The following is a 20,977-nucleotide window of genomic DNA, read 5'->3' as shown; positions in this document are numbered from 1 at the left end:
CGAACAGCCCTGAACAGGCGGCAAATGCGCTCATCCCGTATGAGTGTCTGAGCCGTTCCATAACGCACGCACGACACCTTGACCATAAGTCGAATTGCCGCACCCGTGGCAAACCGCGTTCAATACGCGAACCCGAAGACTGATTGGCGGTGTCCGCGGAAGTTGCAAGAACTGCGAAAAGTCGGACATGGCGACCCTGGCGAACCCAGGTCCTATGCTGTCAATTAGGTAGCTGTAGATTGTGGAGACGCGTTAAATGGCGCAGAACGAATCGGTTGATGTGGTACTGGTAGGCGCAGGCATCATGAGTGCCACCCTGGCCGTACTGCTCAAGGAGCTCGACCCGACCCTGAAGCTTGAGGTCGTGGAGGCGATGGACTCCGGAGCCGCGGAAAGCTCCAACCCCTGGAACAACGCAGGCACCGGCCACGCCGGCCTGTGCGAGCTTAACTACACGCCCCAGGCCGCCGATGGCAGCATCGACATCAAGAAGGCCGTGCACATCAACACCCAGTTCGAGGTTTCGCGCCAGTTCTGGGCCTACCTGAGCAAGAAGGGCAACTTCGGCTCGGCACGTGCCTTCATCAACCCTGTCCCGCACCTGAGCTACGTCGAGGGTGACAAGGGTGTTTCCTTCCTCAAGAAGCGCTATGAGCTGCTCAAGCAGCACCATGCCTTTGCGGACATGGAATACACCGAAGACAAGGCCGTGATGAAGGACTGGATGCCGCTGATGATGCCAGGCCGCCCAGCCGACCAGCACATCGCCGCCACCCGCGTGCTCAAGGGCACCGACGTCAACTTCGGCGCCCTGACCAACAAGCTGCTGAAGCTGCTGGGCGACTCGCAGGACGCCCAGGTCAAGTACAGCAAGAAGGTCGTTGGCCTGCGCCGTAACGGCAAGGGCTGGACCGTGAGCATCAAGGACGTCAACAGCGGCGGTAGCCGTGAAGTGGACGCCCGCTTCGTCTTCCTCGGCGCCGGTGGCGCGGCCCTGCCGCTGCTGCAGCTGTCGGGCATTCCGGAAAGCAAAGGCTTCGGCGGCTTCCCGGTCAGCGGCCAGTGGCTGCGTTGCGACAACCCGGAAATCGTCAAGCAGCACCAGGCCAAGGTCTACAGCCAGGCCGCGGTCGGCGCCCCGCCGATGTCGGTACCGCACCTGGATACCCGCGTGGTCGATGGCAAGAAATCGCTGCTGTTCGGCCCATATGCCGGCTTCACCACCAAGTTCCTGAAACACGGTTCGCTGATGGACCTGCCGCTGTCGGTACGCATGGGCAACATCGGCCCGATGCTGGCCGTAGCCCGTGACAACATGGACCTGACCAAGTACCTGGTCAGCGAAGTGATGCAGTCGATGGAGCAGCGCCTGGAAGCCCTGCGTCGCTTCTACCCGCAGGCCAAGGCCGAAGACTGGCGCCTGGAAGTAGCCGGTCAGCGCGTGCAGATCATCAAGAAAGACCCAAAAAAAGGCGGCGTGCTGCAGTTCGGTACCGAGCTGGTGTCGGCCTCGGACGGCAGCCTGGCCGCACTGCTCGGTGCATCGCCGGGTGCTTCGGTAACCGTGTCGATCATGCTGGAACTGATCGAACGCTGCTTCCCCGAGCAGGCGAAAGGTGCCTGGGCTGCCAAGCTCAAGGAAATCTTCCCGGCTCGCGAGAAGACCCTGGCGACCGATGCTGCGCTGTACCACAAGATCAGTGCCGACAACGACGTGGCGCTGGACCTGGTGGAAAGCAGCCCGGCGGCCAAGCATTACGCCTGATTCGGCCGGTCACGAAAAAACGCCCCTCGGGGCGTTTTTTTGTGCCTGGATCTTTGTAAGCCTGCTCCGGCCCTTTCGCGGGTAAACCCGCTCCCACAAGGACCGCACCACAGCTAAGGGCTGTGCTGTACCTGTGGGAGCGGGCTTACCCGCGAAGAGGCCCGAGCATGTTCACAAATCAGCCACGGGCCTTGGCGATAATCTCGATGTAATCCGGCGCATTGCGCTGGTCGGCAATCTGCTCGACAAAGGTCTGGCCGTGCTCGTCTTTGCCATCCAGGTCCAGCCCAGCCTCGACGAAGAAGCCGACAAAACGCTCGAAATCGTCGATGCGCAGGCCGCGGTAGGCCTTGACCAGCTTGTGCAGCGACGGCGAGGTCACGCCATCAGCCGGCTCGAACTCGAGGAACGACTTGATGTAGTCGTCGCTGATCTCGTCACCGATTACCTGTTTCTTGTCTTTACGCATTGCCGACTCCAACTGGACCATCACGAAATTTCGAAGGCCGGCAGTGTACCCCCCGCAGGCCGGGCGCCTCAACGCGTACGTACGGTACCGGTGTGCAGGTCGGCCCAGACGTGGCCGTTGCCGTAGGTGAGGAACTGCACATACAGCGTCTCGTTGCGCAGCAGGTCCATGATCACGCGGTAGTCGCTGAGCGGATAATTCAGGCTCAGGGTGCGGGTTTTCTCATCGTATACGGGTTTCTTCAGGCTCTTGGCCGCTTCACCGTCAAAGGTCAGCAGTACCTGGGCGATGGTTGCGCCCTTGCTCAGCGGCTTGCCCTTGAGGCGCACCTGCAACGACGAGGTGATCGGGATCGGCTGCTGGTCGGATTGGCGTTGGGTACCCACTACCACCGAGTAGTCGGTCACTTGCAGCAATTGCTGGCCGGTCGGCGCTTCCTGGCGCAGGGACTGGTCGTCAGGTGGCAGGAACTGGCTGTGCAGCGGTGCGGCGGCGAGTGGCAGGCTGACCGCCAGCAGGAGGGGAAGAAACGCACGCATGTGAGGCTCCTTGAATGAAGGAGCACTCTAGCATGGAGTGCCTGGGGCGTATGACCCTATCGCCCTGTAGGAGCAGCCTTGTGCTGCGAAGAGGCCAGCATTGCCACAGAACATCTTTAGTCATACCCCCTTCGCAGCACAAGGCTGCTCCTACAGGGCAACGAAGCCGGTACAGTCGACATCAATCGAACTGCGCGCGCATCCAGGCCTGGTACTCGTCCACGCCCTCTTCTCCTTCGCGCGGCGCCCAGTGCGCATGTTCGCCTTCACCCACCGGCCGATACGGTCCGGCCTTGCACTCGAACAGGATGCTGTCCGGCTCCAGCACCACAAGCCCATGGTAAATGCCGGGCGCCAGGTCCACACCCAGGCAATCGCCGCCCGCCTGCAGCACTCGCTTGTCGATCACCGCCCCCTGCTCGTTGAAGAGCAGCAGGCCCAGGCAACCCTTGAGCACGACCAGCGTTTCGGCTTTGTCATCGCTCAGGTGTCGATGCGGCGGGATATAGGTGCTCGGTTGCAGCCCGACTGCCATGCGGTGGCAAGGCTCTTCCATCTCATGGAAATTGTGATGTTGCCGCCCACGCGGGTTGGCTGCAGCCTTTGCGGCCAGCCCGGCGAACAGCGATTGGTCGATGAACGCAGGCTGGCGCATGATCACAGCCCCTTTACGGCGAAAATGCCGTTGGCGTTGCGCCAGTAGCCTTTGTAGTCCATGCCGTAACCGAAGATATAGCGGTCGACGCAGGGCAGGCCCACGTAGTTGGCCTTGAGTTCCGGGCTGGCCTTGCGGTCATGGTCCTTGTCGATCAGTACCGCGGTGTGCACCGAGCGCGCACCGGCGTGCTTGCAGAACTCGATGATGGCGCTGAGGGTGTGCCCTTCGTCGAGGATGTCATCGACGATCAGTACGTCACGGTCGATGAACGATACTTCGGGCTTGGCCTTCCAGAAAAGCTCGCCGCCGCTGGTCTGGTTGCGGTAGCGGGTAGCGTGCAGGTAGCTGGCTTCCAGTGGGAACTGCAGGTGGGTCAGCAGCTTGCCGGAGAAGATCAGGCCGCCGTTCATCACGCAGAAAACCACCGGGTTCTTGTCGTGCAGGTCCTTGCAGATCTGCTCGCCGACTTTGGCGATGGCCGCTTCGACTTCGGCTTCGGTGTACAGGCAGTCAGCTTCACGCATGACTTGACGGATATGCTCGAGATCGGCGGACATGGCGCTCTCCGGGGGTGCATTTTGGAAAAGCGGGCAAAGGTACGCATCCGCTCGTCACAGATCAAGCATTTATGGACTAACGTCCAGAATGACCAGACGACAGCACAGGCTGAATAGATTAATCTAGCGCGGTTTTTTTGCCCGCCTTTCGGAGCCCCCCTATGCCCACTCGTGAGATCCGCCATCCGCTGATCCGCCACAAGCTCGGCCTGATGCGCCGTGCCGATATCAGCACCAAGAATTTTCGCGAACTTGCCCAGGAAGTCGGCGCGCTCCTGACCTACGAAGCCACCCAGGACCTGCCGCTCGAAACCTACGAGATCGACGGCTGGTGCGGCAAGGTGCAAGTTGAAAAAATCGCCGGCAAGAAGATTACCGTGGTACCGATCCTGCGTGCCGGCATCGGCATGCTCGACGGCGTGCTCAGCCTGATCCCGGGCGCCAAGGTCAGCGCCGTCGGCGTTGCTCGCAACGAGGAAACCCTCGAAGCCCACACCTACCTGGAAAAGCTCGCGCCGGACATCAACCAGCGCCTGGCCCTGATCATCGACCCGATGCTGGCCACCGGCGGTTCGATGGTCGCCACCATCGACCTGCTGAAGAAGGCCGGCTGCAAAGAGATCCGCGCCATGGTCCTGGTCGCTGCGCCAGAAGGCATCGAAGTGGTGGAAAAAGCCCACCCGGACGTGCAGATCTACACCGCCTCGATCGACCAGCGCCTGAACGAACACGGCTACATCGTGCCGGGCCTGGGCGATGCCGGTGACAAGATCTTCGGCACCAAGCAAAAGGACGCCTGACCATGCAGGACGGCTTCAACGACCCGCTCTGGCGCCAGGTCGTTTCGGGCGCGCAAATGCTCTTCGTGGCATTCGGCGCGCTGGTGCTGATGCCACTGATCACCGGCCTCGATCCGAACGTAGCGCTGTTCACTGCCGGCATCGGCACCCTGCTGTTCCAGCTGGTCACCGGCCGCCAGGTACCCGTGTTCCTGGCCTCGAGCTTTGCTTTCATCACCCCGATCATCCTCGCCAAGGGCCAGTTCGGCCTGGCCGAGACCATGGGCGGCGTGATGGCCGCAGGTTTCGTGTACACCTTCATGGGCCTGATGGTAAAAATCAAAGGCACCGGCTTCATCGACCGCATGCTGCCGCCGGTGGTGATCGGCCCGGTGATCATCTCCATCGGCCTGGCCATGGCGCCGATCGCCGCCAACATGGCGATGGGCAAGGCCGGTGACGGCAGCGTGCTGCTGCCGTACAAGACCGCCATGATGATCTCGATGCCGGCCCTGCTGACAACGCTGATCGTTGCCGTGTTCGGCAAGGGCATCTTCCGTCTGGTGCCGATCATTGCCGGCGTGTTCGTAGGCTTTGCCCTGTCGTTCGCCTTTGGCGTGGTCGACACTGCCAAGATCGCCGCCGCGCCGTGGCTGGAGCTGCCCAACTTCACCGCGCCAGCATTCAACTGGCAGGCCATCCTGTTCATCGTCCCGGTTGCCCTGGCACCGGCGATCGAGCACATCGGCGGGGTGATCGCAGTCGGCAGCGTGACCGGCCGCGACTACCTGAAGAAGCCCGGCCTGCACCGCACCCTGCTGGGCGACGGCCTGGCCACCACCGCAGCCGGCCTGTTCGGCGGCCCGCCCAACACCACCTATGCCGAAGTCACCGGCGCGGTGATGCTGACCAAGAACTACAACCCGAAGATCATGACCTGGGCGGCGGTCTTCGCCATCACCCTGGCCTTCATCGGCAAGTTCGGCGCGCTACTGCAGAGCATCCCGGTACCGGTGATGGGCGGCATCCTGTGCCTGTTGTTCGGTTCGATCGCGGCGGTGGGTATGAACACCATGATCCGCCACAAGATCGACCTGGCTGAAGCGCGCAACCTGGTGATCGTGTCGGTGACACTGGTGTTCGGTATCGGCGGCGTACTGATCGGCAGTGGTGATGGCCCGGATGACTGGGGCCTGAAGGGCATCGCCCTGTGTGCAATCGTGGCTATCGCCCTGAACCTGATCTTGCCGGGCAATGATGGCTGGAAGCAAAAGAAGCTGGACGATCAGCTTTGACCTGATCTGGCCCCTTCGCGGGTGAACCCGCTCCCACAGGCACCCCGGTGCCCGCAGGCATTGTACAAAACCTGTGGGAGCGGGTTTACCCGCGAAGAGGCCGGCAAAGGCAACCTGACAATCAGGCTTTTTCGCACATGTCGGCCAACACCCTCACCCACTCCGGGTGATCATTCAGGCACGGCACCAGCACCAGCTCCCGCCCGCCAGCCTCGACGAACTGCTCGCTGCCACGCATGCCGATCTCTTCCAGCGTCTCGATGCAATCGGCAACGAACGCAGGGCACATCACCAGCAACCGCTTCACTCCGGCCTCGGCCAGTTCGTCCAGCCGGGTTTCGGTGTAGGGTTCGATCCACTTGTCGCGCCCGAGCCGCGACTGGAACGATACCGACCACTTGCCGTCCGGTATGCCCAGCTTCTGCGCAAAAGCCTTGGCCGTGGCCAGACACTGCCCGCGATAACACACCGCACGCACCTCGGCACTGGCTCCTTCGCAACAATCCGCCGCGCGCAGGTCATGCTTGCCGGTCGGGTAGAGCTTCTTCAGGTGCCGCTCCGGCAAACCATGAAAGCTCAGCAAAAGATGGTCGTAGTCCTGCTCCAGGTAAGGCCGGGCGCTGGCGACCAATGCCTCGATGTAGTCCGGGTGCTCGTAGAATGGCTGCAGCACGCGAAGTTGCAACGGCAACTGGCGTTCACTGACCGTCTGCCTGGCCAGTTCCACCACAGTGGTCACCGTGCTGTCAGCGAACTGTGGATACAGCGGCGCCAGGGTCACCTTGCGCACACCCTGGGCCACCAGGCGCTCCAGCACCTCGGGCAAGGCCGGCTGGCCATAGCGCATGGCAATCTCCACCGGGCCATGGGGCCAGTGCTCGACCATTGCCGCCTGCAGGCGACGGGTCAGCACTACCAGCGGCGAGCCCTCTTCCCACCAGATCGAGCCATAGGCGTGCGCCGACTGCTCCGGGCGCTTGATCAGGATCAGCGACACCAGCAGGCGCCGTACCGGCCAGGGCAGGTCGATCACATACGGGTCCATGAGGAACTGGTTGAGGTAGCGGCGCACATCGGCCACCGAGGTGGAGGCCGGGGAACCCAGGTTGACCAGCAGCAGGGCGTGATCGGTCATGCAGCGTCCTATGTCAGAGGCGGCTGGACAGGTTGTCCAGAGCCGATTGCAAATCGTTGAAGCGGAAGGTGAAGCCTGCCGCCAGCAAGCGTGCCGGGCGGGCGCGCTGGCCGCCGAGTAGCAGGGTCGACAGCTCACCCAGCCCTGCCTTGAGCAGCAGTGCCGGCACTGGCAGCAGCGCCGGCCGGTGCAAGGCGCGGCCCAGGCGCCTGGCGAACTCGCGGTTGCGCACCGGCTCCGGGGCGCAGGCATTATAAGGACCGCTGGCATCCTTGTGCTGCAAGAGAAAATCAATCAGGGCGACCTGGTCGTCTATATGGACCCAAGGCATCCACTGCCGCCCGTCGCCCAAAGGCCCGCCCAGCCCCAGTTTGAAGGGCAGGCGCAGGCGCGACAAAAAGCCGCCATCACTGGCCAGAACCAACCCGGTACGCACCAGCACCACGCGAATGCCCTGGGCTTGGGAACGCAGCGCCGTCTCTTCCCAGGCGATGCACAGCTGGCTGGCGAAATCTTCGCGCACCGGCGGTGAAGCCTCGGTCAGCTCGCGTTCGCCACCGTCTCCATACCAGCCCACCGCCGAGCCGGAAATCAACACTTCCGGGCGCTGTTCGCGGCTGCCCAACCAGGCCAGTAACTGCTCGGTGAGGGTGACGCGGCTGGCCCACAGCAGGTTGCGCCGGGTCGCCGTCCAGGGCCGGTCGGCAATCGGGGCGCCGGCCAGGTTGATCACCGCGTCCAGCTGATCGTCCGCCTCCAGTTGCTCCAAGCGGGCGATGCCACGCACGCCGGTCCCACAAATTTTCGGCACCTGTTCAGGCCGCCGACTCCACACCGTCAGGCGATGACCCTGGCCGAGCCAGTACTGGCACAGGTGCTTGCCAATCAATCCGGTGCCGCCTGTCAGCAATATATGCATGGCTGTGTCCTCGCAGAATGCGGCGGTGGTCTATTTTTAACATCAAGGCACTTTTTTGACCCGACGCTCTCGGATAAACATAGGCCAACCTGCCTGCCAACACGGAATAACCTTATACAACATTTGAGCATTGTACAGGTTTGCCTGACAGCGTAGTCTGCTTACAGCAAGGTTTGAAGAGGCCATCATGACAGTACCTATCGCCATCATCGGGGCCGGTATCGCCGGCCTGTCAGCCGCCCAGGCCTTGCAGAAGGCCGGGCAATCCGTGCATTTGTTCGACAAGGGCCACGGCAGTGGCGGGCGCATGGCCAGCAAGCGCAGCGAAGCTGGCGCGCTGGACCTCGGCGCCCAATACTTCACGGCCCGTGACCGCCGCTTCGTCGAGCAGGTACAGCAATGGGTTGCCGCCGGTTGGGCCGCGCAATGGAAGCCACAGCTGTACAACTACCGCGGTGGTGAACTCAGCCCTTCCCCCGACGAGCAGACGCGCTGGGTGGGCGTGCCGCGCATGAGTGCAATCACCCGCGGCCTGCTCAAGGACGTGACGGTCAACTTCGGCTGCCGCATCGCCGAAGTGTTCCGCGGCAAGCAGTACTGGCACCTGCAGGACACCGAAGGCTGCAGCCACGGCCCCTACAGCCGCGTGGTGATCGCCGTGCCGGCGCCACAGGCCACGCCGCTGCTGGCCGCTACCCCGAAGCTCGCCGCCGTGGCCGCCGGTGTGCAGATGGAGCCCACCTGGGCCGTCGCCCTGGCCTTCCAGACCCCGCTGGACACCCCGATGCAAGGCTGCTTCGTGCAGGACAACCCGCTCGACTGGCTGGCGCGCAACCGCAGCAAGCCCGAGCGTGACGAGCAACTCGACACCTGGGTACTGCACGCCACCTCGGACTGGAGCCGGCAACACATCGACCTGCCCAAGGAGGAAGTGATCGAACAGCTCTGGGGCGAATTCGCCGAACTGGTCGGCTGCGTGGTGCCAGCACCTACTTTTGCCTTGGCCCACCGCTGGCTTTATGCCCGCCCGAGCAGCAACCATGAATGGGGCGCACTGGCCGATGCTGACCAGGGCCTATACGCCTGCGGCGACTGGTGCCTGTCCGGCCGTGTCGAGGGCGCCTGGCTCAGTGGCCAGGAAGCGGCGCGTCGGCTGCTCGAACATCTCGAGTGATGTAGGGTTATACAAAAAAAACTGTTTGCATAACTTTCGGGCTGTGCTGGAATGAACCTGTACAACTATTTTGTCTCGTACAGGTTTTTGGAGGCAGCCCATGCACGACTCATCCGCCCACAGCAAGCCGCGTATCGCCATCAGCGCCTGCCTGACCGGGCACAGCGTGCGATATAACGGTGGCCACAAGGCCTCCGACCTGTGCCGTATGCAACTCGAGGAACATTTCGACTGGTTGCCGGTGTGCCCGGAGGTGGCCATCGGCCTGGGCGTGCCGCGCGACCCGATCCGCCTGGTCGGCGACCCCGAGCAGCCGGAAGTGGTAGGCACCCGCAACCCCGGCATGGACCTGACCGGGCCGCTGCGCAGCTATGGCGAGCAAATGGCGGCGGAACTCGATGATATCTGCGGCTACATCTTCATGCAGAAGTCGCCTTCCTGTGGCCTGGAGCGGGTCAAGGTATACCAAGACAATGGCCACCCTGCCTTCCACGGTGGGCGGGGAGTGTATGCGCAGGCGTTCTGCGCACGGCGGCCGGACCTGCCGGTGGAAGAAGAAGGCCGCCTGCACGACCCCGTGCTGCGCGAGAACTTCATCAGCCGCGTGTACGCGTACGCCGACTGGCAGCGCCTGCTGGCCGAAGGCCTGAGCCGTGGCGCTCTGGTGCGATTCCACTCACGCTACAAGTACCTGTTGATGGCCAACAACCCGCAGGCCTACCGCAGCCTCGGGCGCCTGCTCGGCAGCATGAGCAAGGACGATGACCCGCAAAGCATCGGCCCGCGCTACTTCAGCCAGCTGATGCAGGCTCTGCGCCGCTGTGCCAGCCGCGGCACTCATTGCAACGTGCTGCAGCATCTGAGCGGCTACTTCAAGGATATCCTCACACGGCAGGACAAAGCCGAGCTGCAGGCCATCATCGGCCAATACCAGCAAGGCGTGGTGCCGCTGGTAGTGCCGCTGACCCTGCTCAAGCACCATTTGCGCAAGCATCCCGATCCGTATCTGCAGCAGCAGGCCTACCTTCAGCCGCACCCCGAGAGCCTGGGCCTGCGCAATGCCGTCTGAGATCCTGTTGCCCATCGGCGAACTGGCTCGCCGCACGGGCGTCAATCCCGTCACCCTGCGAGCCTGGGAGCGCCGCTACGGCCTGCTCAAGCCCCAGCGTACCGCCAAGGGCCATCGCCTGTATCCGCTGGAGCAGGTCGAACGAGTAGAAGCGATCCTTGCCTGGCTGCAGCGCGGCGCCTCCGTCGGCCAGGTACGCGAGCTGCTCGACAAACCGGCTAGCACGCCGCCGAAAAGCGACTGGCAAGCCCGGCAGTTCCAACTGATCGAGGCCATCGCCACGCTGTCGCAGCGCGCCCTCGACCAGCAGCTCAACCAGGCGATGGCCCTGTACCCGGCCGTCACTCTGTGCGAGCAATTGCTGTTGCCGCTGCTCGACCTCCTCGACCTGCGCTGGCGCAACTATTTCAACGCACGGCTGGAACAGGTGTTTTTCCACAGCTGGTTGCGAAGCAAGCTGGGCGCCAGGGTCTACCACGACAACCAGTTGCTGCATGGGCCTGCCATCTTGCTGGCCGAAGACAGCGAACACACTTTCAGCCCCGGTTTGTGGTTGTGCGCCTGGCTGTTCACCAGCAACGGCCTGCCGGTCGAAGTGCTGGAGCACACCATTGCTGGCGCGCACCTGCAACGCGCAGCCACCATGCTCAAGCCACGCGCCGTGCTCCTGCACCTGGGGCCACGCATCGATGACAAGGCGTTGCACCGTACCCTGTCCAACCTGCCCGTGCCGACCCTGGCTGGCGGGCCGACGCTGGCGTTGCATGAAACCCGGCTGCGCGCCCTGGGGCTGCCCAATCTTGCCCTGTTCGATACCCCGCAGGCGGCATTGCGTTTGCTGCAAGCCCATGACCGCCAGCCTGGAGAGATGACCGCACCATGCACCTGACCTGGCTGCGCAGCGACCTGCGCATCGATGACAACACCGCGCTAGCCGCCGCCAGCGAACGCGGCCCGACCCTCGCACTGTGGCTGGTCAGCCCCGGGCAATGGCTGGCCCACGACGACGCCGCCTGCAAGGTCGACTTCTGGCTGCGCAGCCTGCGCGACCTGCGCCAGTCGCTGGAGCGCTTGAACATCCCCCTGCTGATCCGCAAGATCGACACCTGGGACCAGGCGCCACAGGCCGTACTCGACGTCTGCCGCCAACATCAGGTGCAAAGCGTGCACTGGAACGAGGAGTACGGCATCAACGAGCAACGTCGCGACGACGCCACCCGTGCGCTGCTGGAAAAGTCGTCCATCCAGGCCCACAGCCACCTCGACCAGCTGTTGTTCCGCCCTGGCACCATCCTTACCCGCAGCGGCGACTACTTCCAGGTATTCAGCCAGTTCAAGAAGAGCTGCCTGGAGCACCTGCACCGCAGCCTCCCTGCCCTGGCCCGCCAGATAAAACGCCAGGCACCGCTGCATGTCAGCAGCGACCCGATCCCACAGCACGTGGACGGCTTCGAAAAACCCGCGCAGGCACTGCGCGACCATTGGCCGGCCGGCGAAGCCGAAGCGCAGGCGCGGCTGACCCGTTTTCTCGATGAAACCATCGACGATTACCAACAGCTGCGTGACTTGCCTGCCAAGCCCGGTACCAGCCAGCTCTCCGCCTATCTGGCCGCCGGCGTGATCTCGCCACGCCAGTGCCTGCACGGTGCCCTGGCCAGCAACCGCGGCGAGTTCGACAGCGGCAGCAGCGGCGTGCAAACCTGGATCAACGAGCTGCTCTGGCGCGAATTCTACAAACACATCCTGACCGGTTATCCACAGGTCTCGCGTCACCGTGCCTTCCGCGCCCAGACCGAAGCCCTGCCCTGGCGCGATGCACCGGCCGACCTCGAAGCATGGGAACAGGGCCGAACCGGCTTCCCGATCATCGACGCCGCCATGCGCCAACTGTTGCACACCGGGTGGATGCACAACCGCCTGCGCATGATCGTGGCCATGTTCCTCAGCAAGAACCTGCTGATCGACTGGCGCAAGGGCGAGCGGCATTTCATGCGCCACTTGATAGACGGCGACCTGGCCGCCAACAACGGCGGCTGGCAGTGGAGCGCGTCCACTGGCACCGACGCAGTGCCCTATTTCCGCATCTTCAACCCGGTTTCACAGTCGCAGCGATTCGACCCGCAAGGGCGTTTCATTCGGCACTGGCTGCCGGAATTGCAGGGGGTGGATGAAAAAGCCATTCATTTCCCCGTGAAGTCGGCCGATCTTTTTGCTAGATATTCCTACCACAGTCCAATTGTCGATCTCGACAGCAGTCGTCAGCGCGCACTGGAGGCATTCAAGAACCTCCCGCGCCGGCAGGATCAGAGGGCAGCATCTTGAACAACGCACGCAGTATCTGGGTGACGGGAGCAGGCAATGGACTTGGCCTGGCTTTAGTGGAGGAGCTGCTCGGGCAAGGACACCGGGTAGCTGCAAGCGCGAAGCATGGCGAGGCACTGGATGCCTTGGGTGCACGCTATGGCAGCCAGCTGTTGCGTTTGCCGTGGCAGTTGCACGAAGAACATCAGGCGGCCCAGGCCAGCCAGCAGATCTGCCATGCCTGGTGCGCGCTGGATGGCTTGATCATCAACGCCGGTACCAGCGATTACCTGGCGGACGATGTGGCGGACAGCGAGTTGTTCGAGGCGATCGTCACGGACAACCAGTTGGCCGGCGAGCATTGCCTGGCCAGTGCGCTGCCGTTGTTGGCGAAGGGTGACTCGCCGCAGGTGATGGCGGTGTTCAACCGTTATTCGGCGCTGCAGTTGCATGCACCGACGCAGGTGCCTGCGGGCTGGAACAACATGCCGCAGTGGATGCGCGAGCAGCGTCAGGCGTTGGAGGCGCAGGGGGTTGAGCTGACCGTGGTGGGGCCGCAGTCGCTGAAGAACCCCGTGACACCGGCGCAGGCGCTACCGGAGGCATGGACGCCGCAGGATGCGGCAGAAGAACTGCTGCGGCGGTGGCCGCAGAGGGAGCCCGAGCTTGTGCTGGAGGTCTTGGATCTCAATGGCCTGTGGCCTTTGTCACACAAGCAATCGATGTAGTGACCGTACCGGCCTCCACCTAGACCACATCGACTTGAAGCCATGCGCAAGGCCTGTAGGAGCAGCCTTGTGCTGCGTAGAGACCATAACTGCAGAAGAACATCTGCTGCCCTGCCGCCCCCTTCGCAGCACAAGGCTGCTCCTACCGGGTAATGAGGTAGCCTGAGTAATGGGGCAAGACAGTTGCTCCCCAGGTACCTCGTAGATCTCAGGCAATGCGAGCCCCCGCGGAAGGAGAGCTCAGAGCGCCATGCGGTAATGCAGGCTATAGCTCTCCACCCCATCGTTGGGCTGCTTGATGCCCGCGTTGGAATAGTGAATCGCCCGCACGCCAATCTCATGCCCACCGGCAAAGCGCAATCCAAAGCCGATGCGGTCCTCGAACTGGAATGCCGAGCCCAGCTCGTTGTCTTCCAGCTCGGTGCTGGAGAATGCCGCCACGCCAATCCCAGCCTCTATATAAGGCTTCACCGACTCCCCGGCAAACTCGTAGACGAACACCGGCGCGAACGACAGGCTATGGTTGCTCGCGGTCTCGTCACCATCCCAATAGGTGTAGGCCCCATCCCAATACCCCGTCAGGCGCCCGACGCTGGTCTGCCACCAACTCGCTTCCCAATTCGATTGCAGCCCCAACCGGTAGACCATGGTCGAGTCACCGGTCTGCCCCACCGAAAACGAAACGTCGGCAGCCTGCGCCGACAGTGAGTGCCCCAGGGTGAAGACGGCAGCCGCCGCCAAGCCGAGCAGCTTCTTCATGAGCAACATCCTTCTTTGCTGTTATTGATATCCGCCTCATTTCAGGCAAGGCGGTAGAAAACGGCAGCGGTACGATAGTTCAGCTTCTTTCACGTTTTTTTCACAATGAAAAGCTTTCCACACCGTCCGACTTATGCCACAGCAAAGGCAGGATCTTTCTGAGAGATTGCGGATCGGCACTGGTCCAGAAGCGGGTATCCCTGGCCGGCCCATCGGCCAACAGGTCATCCGCGCCCAGCAGCCGCTGCAGTTGGCGCGCCACTGCGGCACCGGTGTCGATGATGGCAACGTCGGCTGGCACCATGCCGGCCAGCAACGGGCGCAGGAAGGGGTAATGGGTGCAACCGAGAATCAACGTGTCACAGCCAGCGGCCAGCAACGGCTGCACATAACCTTGCAGCAACTGGCGCAGCGCCGGGCTGGCCAGGTCACCGGTCTCGATCAGCTCGACCAGGCCCGGGCAAGGTTGGGTGATGACCTGTACGTCATTGGCAAAACGATCGAGCAAGGCAGCGAACTTGGCACTCTGCAGGGTACCGGTAGTGGCCAGCACACCGACCACGCCCGAGCGCGTGGCGGCGGCAGCGGGCTTCACCGCCGGCTCCATGCCCACCAGCGGCCAGTTCGGGTACAACTCGCGCAGGTCGGCCACCGCCGCCACCGTGGCGGTATTGCAGGCCAGTACCATGGCCTTGGCGCCCTGTTCATGGAAGAACGCAGCAATGCGCCGGAGACGCTCACGGATATAGTCCGGCGACTTCTCGCCGTAGGGTATGTGGCCGCAATCGCCCACGTACAGCAGCGTCTCGTTGGGCAGCAGGCGCTGGATCTCGGCGAGTACCGACAAGCCGCCAACCCCGGAGTCCATCACGCCGACCGGCGCCGATCGCTCAGCCATCGCGCTTGCCGCAGACCGCACAGGCAGGGTCGCGCTTGACCCGCAATTCGCGGATACGAGTGCCGAGAGCATCGATCAGCAGCAGGCGGCCGACCAGCGGCTCGCCGAACCCGGCCAGCAACTTCATCGCCTCCAGCGCCTGCAGGCTGCCTACCAGGCCCACCAGCGGACCGATCACGCCGGCTTCGCTGCAGGTCAGTTCGGCTTCGCTGCCATGGCCATACAGGCAGTGGTAGCAAGGGCTGTAGTCACGCCGCGGATCGAATACCGACAACTGCCCTTCCAGGCGGATCGCCGCACCGCTGACCAGCGGCTTGCCAGCCGCGACACAGGCAGCGTTGACCGCCTCACGGGTACCGAAATTGTCAGAGCAGTCCAGCACCAGGTCGACCGCTGCCACAGCGGCCGCCAGCGAGTCCTCGTCCAGAGCCTGGCGATGGGCAACCAGGTTGATTTCCGGGTTGATTGCCTGCAGGCGCTGCAGGGCCGAATCGACCTTGCTCATGCCCACGCTCGCACTGTCGTGGATCACCTGGCGTTGCAGGTTGGTCAGGTCGACGGTGTCAAAGTCCGCCAGGTGCAGCTCACCGACCCCGGCGGCGGCCAGGTACAAGGCGACGGGCGAGCCAAGGCCGCCGAGCCCGACGATCAGCGCCTTGCTCTGCTTGAGCCGCAACTGGCCGTCGATGTCGATCTGGGCCAGCAAAACCTGCCGGCTGTAACGCAGCAGTTCCTGATCACTCAGCATGGCAGGCGCCCCAGGGTAATGCGTTCATGGCCGCCCAGGTCCGTGCGGCTGGCGACCTCGATGAAGCCTTGTTCAGCCAGCAAGGCGCGCACCGCCGCTGCCTGATCGTAGCCGTGCTCCAGCAGCAACCAGCCACCCGGTACCAGGTGCGCGGGGGCCTGGGCAGCGATCACGCGCAGGTCGTCCAGGCCATCGGCACCGGCCACCAGCGCACTGCTGGGCTCGAAGCGTACATCACCGGCGACCAAATGCGGGTCTGCGGCAGCGATGTAGGGCGGGTTGCTGACAATCAGGTCGAAACGCTCGCCGGCCAGGCTGTCGAACCAATGGCTGAGCCGTACCTGGGCGTTCGCCAGGCCCAGGCGCTGGCGGTTGCGCTCGGCCAGGGCGACGGCCTCCTCCACCCGGTCCACTGCGGTTACCTGCCAGGCCGGGCGATCGCTGGCCAGGGCCAAGGCAATCGCGCCGGTGCCGGTGCCCAGGTCAAGGACCTTGGCCGGCGTGGCGGGTTGCAGTTCAAGGGCAGCTTCGACCAGCAGCTCGGTATCCGGCCGCGGGATCAGGGTATGCGGTGCCACTTCCAGGTCGATCTTCCAGAAGCCCTGCAGCCCGAGAATGTAGGCGACCGGTTCGCCGCCACGGCGGCGCTGCAGGTAGCCAGCATAGGTCTCGGCATCTTCGCTGCTGACGATTCGCTCGGGCCAGGTGTGCAGGTAGCTGCGCGATTTGCCGATGGCCGCGGCCAACAGCAACTCGGCATCCAGCCGCTCGGTAGGCGACTCTGGCAACTGCGCGTTGCGCAGCAGGCTGGCGATGATGGTCATCAGTCCCCCAGAGCGGCCAGTTGATCGGCCTGGTATTCGGCCAGCAGCGGTTCGATCACCGCCTCCACCCCGCCGGCGAGGATATCGTCCAGCGAGTACAGGGTCAGGTTGATACGGTGGTCGGTCACCCGCCCCTGTGGATAATTGTACGTACGGATGCGCTCGGAACGGTCACCCGAGCCGACCAGCAGCTTGCGCTCGGTGGCGATGGCGTTCTGCGCGGCGCTGGTCTGCATGTCGTTGAGCTTGGCCGACAGCCAGGACATGGCGCGGGCACGGTTCTTGTGCTGCGAGCGCTCTTCCTGGCACTCGACCACGATACCGGTGGGCAAGTGGGTGATACGGATCGCCGAGTCGGTCTTGTTGACGTGCTGGCCGCCGGCACCGGATGCGCGATAGGTATCAACCCGCAGGTCGGCCGGGTTGATCTCGATAGCCGCCTGCTCGTCCGGCTCGGGCAGTACTGCCACGGTGCACGCGGAGGTGTGGATACGGCCCTGGGATTCGGTCTCGGGCACGCGCTGCACCCGGTGCGCGCCAGACTCGAACTTGAGCTTGCCGTACACGCTCTCGCCTTCGACGCGGGCGATGATTTCCTTGTAGCCGCCGTGCTCGCCTTCGTTCTCGGAGAGGATTTCCAGGCGCCAGCCACGCTTTTCGGCGTAGCGTGAATACATGCGGAACAGGTCGCCGGAGAAGATCGCCGCCTCGTCGCCACCGGTGCCGGCACGGATTTCGAGGAACACGTTACGGCCATCGTTGGGGTCCTTGGGCAACAGCATGCGTTGCAGCTGCGACTCCAGCGTCAGCAGTTGTTCCTTGGCTTCACGCACTTCTTCCACGGCCATTTCGCGCAGGTCCGGGTCACTGTCCTTGAGCAGCGCCTGGGCACCTTCGAGGTCGTCCTGGACTTTGCGCCACTCTTTATAAGCAGCGTAGACCGGCTCGACTTCGGCGTACTCACGGGAATAGGCGCGAAAGCGCGTCTGGTCGGAAATGACCTCGGCATCACCAAGCAGAGCGGTGAGTTCTTCGAAGCGGTCCTGGAGGATTTCCAGTTTGTTCAGCAGCGACGCTTTCATTGCGGGGATTTGTCCGTCGAGCCCTCGTTGAGGGCAAAGAGTTCCTGGGCCATGGCCAGCGCATCGAGGCGGCCCTCGGCCGAGAGCCTTTTCAATTGCACGCTGGGCGCGTGCAGGAGTTTGTTGGTCAGCCCCCGGGCCAGTTGGGCCAGTACGTCTTCGGGGTTGCCGCCGTTGGCCAGCAGCCGCTGGGCCTTTTGCAGTTCTTCGTCGCGCAGGCGCTCGCATTGCTGGCGATAGGCCTTGAGCACATCCACCGCGGCCAGCTCGCGCAGGCGCAGCATGAAGTCTTCGGCCCCCACCGACACCAGCTCTTCGGCGGCCTGGGCCGCGCCCTGGCGACTTTTGAGGTTTTCTGCCACAACGTCGTGCAGGTCATCGACAGTGTACAGGTAGACGTCATCCAGTTCGCCGACTTCGGTTTCGATATCGCGCGGTACGGCAATGTCGACCATGAAAATCGGCTTGTGCCGGCGCTGCTTCAGCGCGCTCTCGACCGCACCCTTGCCAAGGATCGGCAACTGGCTGGCGGTGGAGCTGATGACGATGTCGCTGTTGGCCAGTTCCTGGGGGATGTCGGCCAGCAGAACGGCGTGCGCACCGAACTGCTCGGCCAGGATGCTGGCCCGCTCAAGGGTACGGTTGGCAACGACGATGCGGCGCACGCCCTGCTCATGCAGGTGGCGGGCGACCAGGGTGATGGTTTCGCCGGCGCCGATCAGCAGGGCCTGGCTGCGGCCCAGGTCGCTGAAGATCTGCTTGGCCAGGCTGACCGCGGCAAACGCCACCGACACCGGGTTTTCGCCGATGGCGGTGTCGGTGCGCACCTGCTTGGCGGCACTGAAAGTGGCCTGGAACAGGCGCCCGAGCAGCGGGCCGACGGTGCCGGCCTCACGCGCCACGGCGTAGGCGGACTTCATCTGGCCGAGGATCTGCGGTTCGCCGAGCACCAGCGAGTCCAGGCCGGAGGCCACCCGCATCATGTGCTTTACCGCCTCGTGCTCTTCGTGCACGTAGGCGCTGGCGCGCAGCTCGTCCAGGCTGAGGCGGTGGTAGTCGGCGAGCCATTGCAGCACGACATCGGCGGACAGGTGGTCCTGCTCGATATAGAGCTCGCTACGGTTGCAGGTCGACAGAATCGCCGCTTCGCGGCTGGATGTCAGTCGGCAGAGCTGCTGCAGGGCGTCTACCAGCTGCTCTGGGGTAAACGCCACGCGCTCGCGTACGTCTACCGAGGCAGTCTTATGGTTGATACCAAGTGCAAGAAAGGCCATGCAAGGTCGCTGGTTGTGACGGGAAGCCGATAATTGTCCTCTTTCGCAGGTTTTTGGACAACCACCGTTCGCTATTGCGCTGATAGTCGTGCGGCTATCGCCTTTTCGTAGCCTGCCCTAGCGGTGTTTTCAGGTCTTGCAGGCTTTTGATCTGGCTTCTGATCCTGATCTTCATCTTCGCGACTTCAGGAGGCCGAACGCAGGCCTTGCGCATGGAGGTGACGGGCATGGATGCCCGTCAAGCGCTGGCCCCCAAGATGAGGCCTGCAGCGCAGTCCTCCCGGGAGCAAGCCCTACGCTCGGCCTCCTGAAGTCGCAATCTGCAGCACCTGATCTACCACGCGCCTAGAAGCAACAGTCACAGCAAAAGCCAGAGTCATCGGCTCGACATCGCCCTAGCCAACTACGCCGACCGAGTCAAGAAGACTTCTGACATATGTCCACAAGACTTATCCACAGTCTTGTAGTCCATTTCCCAAATACATGCCCAGCTGTTGCCCTATCCTCCTTCCGCACCTAGTCTTGACGCCGCTACATCAATATTCCTCACCGAGACAGCGATACGAGTGGGATAGCATGGCTTTATCAGTCAGTCGGTTTATTTCTATCTACTAATTTTGCTGATGACTAGAAGCTATGTTGGTGAGGATTAGTAAAGATGTTGACGGACTGCAATGATGCACATTTACTTGGTGACGCACCCAAAACAAGCATTTTTTAAATTCTTGTTTAACCTATCTTAAAAACGATTTCCTATGCAGGGTATGCTTCATGCATGGCAGGAAGCCATATAATAGGCGCGAGCAATGGAAGAACTTGCAGCATCTCGTAGGCACTCAGCGCTCCTTTGGGGCGTTAACTTGTGTGCCATTTCGGCCTCTACGCTGAGTTATATTTATCTCTCCTACTATATATATGCTAATACTGCCAGCCTAATACTTTCCCAAGTGGTGCTGTTTGCGCCAATGGTTCTGCCGGTAATTCTTGTCGTTCCTATCTACCGTCTGGCTGACTATCTAGCGCCACGCACCCTACTGTGGAGTTCCAACTTGCTGTCGCTGGGCTGCGCGGCGGTCACCTACAAGATCCTGCCACATCATGTGGAAGTCGCCGTGTTAGGCGCGGTAGTCATTGGCGCCCTGGATGCGCTGCAACGGGTAGGGCGTATTGTTGCCATCAAGTGTTATTTCCCGAGTGCGCAAATCGCCAGCTCAGTGCCTCTGACACTCACCGCACAATTCATTGCCGGCGGCCTGGCAGGCATCAGTCTGGTACTGTTCAAAGCCAACATGACGCCTGGGTTAGCCCTGCTCATTACTGTCAGTCTTTTTTCGATCGCGGTTTTGGCGGCCTATCTACTACCTGCGCCAACAAAGCCTCCGATCACCGTGCAGGTCGCACCAAAATTATTGACTGCTCTTGGTTCACTTTTGCAGGAGTATCCCGCGCTACGCCTCAGCCTCTATCAGTTCATCGTCTTCGTCAGCCTTTTTCAGGGCTTCTTCAATGTGTCCAGGGTGCTGTTACCGGCACATGTGCTGGGTCTGGGAGAGGCGTATGTCGGTTTGTTGCAGGCCGTCAATAGTGTGGCAGCTTTGGTGGGCGCAGTACTGTTCTATCGTTTGGGCAAGTGTAATTTGCGACCGCTACCTATGCCGATGGCTGTAGTCAGCGGCCTGTTCATGATGCTCGCAGCGTTCGGCCATGATATTCAGTCCAGTTACATCGCGTATTTTTTCTACATATTCTTTTTCGAACTGACATTTTTCAAGTTGCAAGCCGATCTTGTTAGGAGCACACCTGCCAGTGCCATGCCGTTGATGGCATCTGTCCAGTATGCTGGGGTGTACTTAGGCATGATAGTTACCATCTTCGTCGGTTCAATTCTGGTTAAGTATGCAGGCCTGTTCAGCACGAGCGTTATCTTCGTTGCTTTCTATTTCGTCGCAATCAACGCCCTTCGAAAGACAGTTGCGATCAAGGGAAAACAACCTGTCTAAATAG

The 20,977-nt window shown here is 62.4% G+C and carries 21 protein-coding genes; 9 read left to right on the top strand and 12 right to left on the bottom strand.

Going from position 1 to position 20,977, the window contains the following annotated elements:
- Positions 1–256: 256 nt before the first annotated feature.
- A complete protein-coding gene (gene mqo / locus M1D87_RS04100) occupies positions 257–1,765 on the top strand; it encodes a malate dehydrogenase (quinone) (protein WP_123085322.1) in 1,509 nt (502 codons plus the stop codon).
- Between the two features lie 178 nt (positions 1,766–1,943).
- On the opposite strand, the gene M1D87_RS04095 is transcribed toward mqo, so the two are convergent.
- From M1D87_RS04095 to M1D87_RS04080, 4 genes are all read right to left on the bottom strand, one after another.
- A complete protein-coding gene (locus M1D87_RS04095) occupies positions 1,944–2,234 on the bottom strand; it encodes a PA4642 family protein (protein WP_123085321.1) in 291 nt (96 codons plus the stop codon).
- 68 nt (positions 2,235–2,302) lie between these two features.
- On the bottom strand, positions 2,303–2,773 hold the full coding sequence (locus M1D87_RS04090) for a hypothetical protein (protein WP_013970925.1): 471 nt from the start codon (positions 2,771–2,773) through the stop codon (positions 2,303–2,305).
- 181 nt (positions 2,774–2,954) lie between these two features.
- Positions 2,955–3,428 (bottom strand): WbuC family cupin fold metalloprotein, encoded by a 474-nt coding sequence (locus M1D87_RS04085; protein WP_039613799.1) that lies wholly within the window; start codon positions 3,426–3,428, stop codon positions 2,955–2,957.
- Between the two features lie 2 nt (positions 3,429–3,430).
- Entirely contained in the window at positions 3,431–3,988 is a 558-nt protein-coding gene (locus tag M1D87_RS04080; RefSeq protein ID WP_003256346.1) for a hypoxanthine-guanine phosphoribosyltransferase, read from the bottom strand.
- 161 nt (positions 3,989–4,149) lie between these two features.
- Here M1D87_RS04080 and upp point away from each other — a divergent pair, with 161 nt between their 5' ends.
- The gene (upp, locus tag M1D87_RS04075) at positions 4,150–4,788 is read left to right on the top strand and encodes a uracil phosphoribosyltransferase (protein ID WP_011532223.1); all 639 of its coding nucleotides are present in this window, start codon (positions 4,150–4,152) and stop codon (positions 4,786–4,788) included.
- Positions 4,789–4,790: 2 nt separating this feature from the next.
- Positions 4,791–6,062 carry a uracil-xanthine permease family protein gene (locus tag M1D87_RS04070; RefSeq protein WP_123085660.1) on the top strand — a complete coding sequence of 424 codons (1,272 nt, stop codon included), beginning with the start codon at positions 4,791–4,793 and terminating at the stop codon, positions 6,060–6,062.
- 121 nt (positions 6,063–6,183) lie between these two features.
- On the opposite strand, the gene hemH is transcribed toward M1D87_RS04070, so the two are convergent.
- Together hemH and M1D87_RS04060 are read right to left on the bottom strand one after the other, a co-directional pair.
- Complete coding sequence (gene hemH, locus M1D87_RS04065) at positions 6,184–7,197, bottom strand: ferrochelatase (protein WP_123085659.1); 1,014 nt, start codon at positions 7,195–7,197, stop codon at positions 6,184–6,186.
- A 13-nt stretch (positions 7,198–7,210) separates the two neighbouring features.
- Entirely contained in the window at positions 7,211–8,116 is a 906-nt protein-coding gene (locus tag M1D87_RS04060) for a TIGR01777 family oxidoreductase (protein WP_123085658.1), read from the bottom strand.
- A gap of 187 nt (positions 8,117–8,303) precedes the next feature.
- Between M1D87_RS04060 and M1D87_RS04055 the strand changes: the two genes are divergently transcribed.
- The 5 genes from M1D87_RS04055 to M1D87_RS04035 all read left to right on the top strand — a co-directional run bounded on the left by M1D87_RS04055 (position 8,304) and on the right by M1D87_RS04035 (position 13,388).
- Complete coding sequence (locus M1D87_RS04055; RefSeq protein WP_123085657.1) at positions 8,304–9,290, top strand: NAD(P)/FAD-dependent oxidoreductase; 987 nt, start codon at positions 8,304–8,306, stop codon at positions 9,288–9,290.
- 100 nt (positions 9,291–9,390) lie between these two features.
- Complete coding sequence (locus M1D87_RS04050) at positions 9,391–10,359, top strand: YbgA family protein (RefSeq protein ID WP_038408696.1); 969 nt, start codon at positions 9,391–9,393, stop codon at positions 10,357–10,359.
- Entirely contained in the window at positions 10,349–11,248 is a 900-nt protein-coding gene (locus tag M1D87_RS04045) for a MerR family transcriptional regulator (RefSeq protein ID WP_123085656.1), read from the top strand. The genes M1D87_RS04050 and M1D87_RS04045 overlap by 11 nt, the downstream gene beginning before the upstream one ends.
- The gene (phrB, locus tag M1D87_RS04040; RefSeq protein ID WP_061551996.1) at positions 11,239–12,681 is read left to right on the top strand and encodes a deoxyribodipyrimidine photo-lyase; all 1,443 of its coding nucleotides are present in this window, start codon (positions 11,239–11,241) and stop codon (positions 12,679–12,681) included. Before M1D87_RS04045 ends, phrB begins: the two co-directional genes overlap by 10 nt.
- On the top strand, positions 12,678–13,388 hold the full coding sequence (locus tag M1D87_RS04035; RefSeq protein ID WP_123085655.1) for an SDR family NAD(P)-dependent oxidoreductase: 711 nt from the start codon (positions 12,678–12,680) through the stop codon (positions 13,386–13,388). The genes phrB and M1D87_RS04035 overlap by 4 nt, the downstream gene beginning before the upstream one ends.
- 240 nt (positions 13,389–13,628) lie before the next feature.
- Here M1D87_RS04035 and M1D87_RS04030 read toward each other — a convergent pair whose 3' ends face one another.
- From M1D87_RS04030 to hemA, 6 genes are all read right to left on the bottom strand, one after another.
- Positions 13,629–14,147 (bottom strand): acyloxyacyl hydrolase, encoded by a 519-nt coding sequence (locus tag M1D87_RS04030; protein ID WP_039613794.1) that lies wholly within the window; start codon positions 14,145–14,147, stop codon positions 13,629–13,631.
- A gap of 100 nt (positions 14,148–14,247) precedes the next feature.
- Positions 14,248–15,045: a glutamate racemase gene (murI, locus tag M1D87_RS04025; RefSeq protein ID WP_123085654.1), complete on the bottom strand. Its 798-nt coding sequence runs from the start codon at positions 15,043–15,045 to the stop codon at positions 14,248–14,250.
- Complete coding sequence (locus M1D87_RS04020) at positions 15,038–15,793, bottom strand: molybdopterin-synthase adenylyltransferase MoeB (protein WP_123085653.1); 756 nt, start codon at positions 15,791–15,793, stop codon at positions 15,038–15,040. The genes murI and M1D87_RS04020 overlap by 8 nt, the downstream gene beginning before the upstream one ends.
- Positions 15,787–16,617, bottom strand: a complete 831-nt coding sequence (gene prmC / locus M1D87_RS04015; RefSeq protein ID WP_182329795.1) for a peptide chain release factor N(5)-glutamine methyltransferase — start codon at positions 16,615–16,617, stop codon at positions 15,787–15,789. Before prmC ends, M1D87_RS04020 begins: the two co-directional genes overlap by 7 nt.
- Positions 16,617–17,699 (bottom strand): peptide chain release factor 1, encoded by a 1,083-nt coding sequence (prfA, locus tag M1D87_RS04010; RefSeq protein WP_013970909.1) that lies wholly within the window; start codon positions 17,697–17,699, stop codon positions 16,617–16,619. Before prfA ends, prmC begins: the two co-directional genes overlap by 1 nt.
- The gene (gene hemA / locus M1D87_RS04005) at positions 17,696–18,973 is read right to left on the bottom strand and encodes a glutamyl-tRNA reductase (RefSeq protein ID WP_015268942.1); all 1,278 of its coding nucleotides are present in this window, start codon (positions 18,971–18,973) and stop codon (positions 17,696–17,698) included. The genes prfA and hemA overlap by 4 nt, the downstream gene beginning before the upstream one ends.
- An 806-nt stretch (positions 18,974–19,779) precedes the next feature.
- Between hemA and M1D87_RS04000 the strand changes: the two genes are divergently transcribed.
- Positions 19,780–20,973 carry an MFS transporter gene (locus M1D87_RS04000; protein WP_259677130.1) on the top strand — a complete coding sequence of 398 codons (1,194 nt, stop codon included), beginning with the start codon at positions 19,780–19,782 and terminating at the stop codon, positions 20,971–20,973.
- The last annotated feature ends 4 nt before the right edge of the window (positions 20,974–20,977 follow it).

The organism is Pseudomonas sp. SA233, from assembly GCF_054792385.1.
Note: the sequence above shows the minus strand (reverse complement) of the source record. Positions and strands in the feature narration are given on the sequence as shown.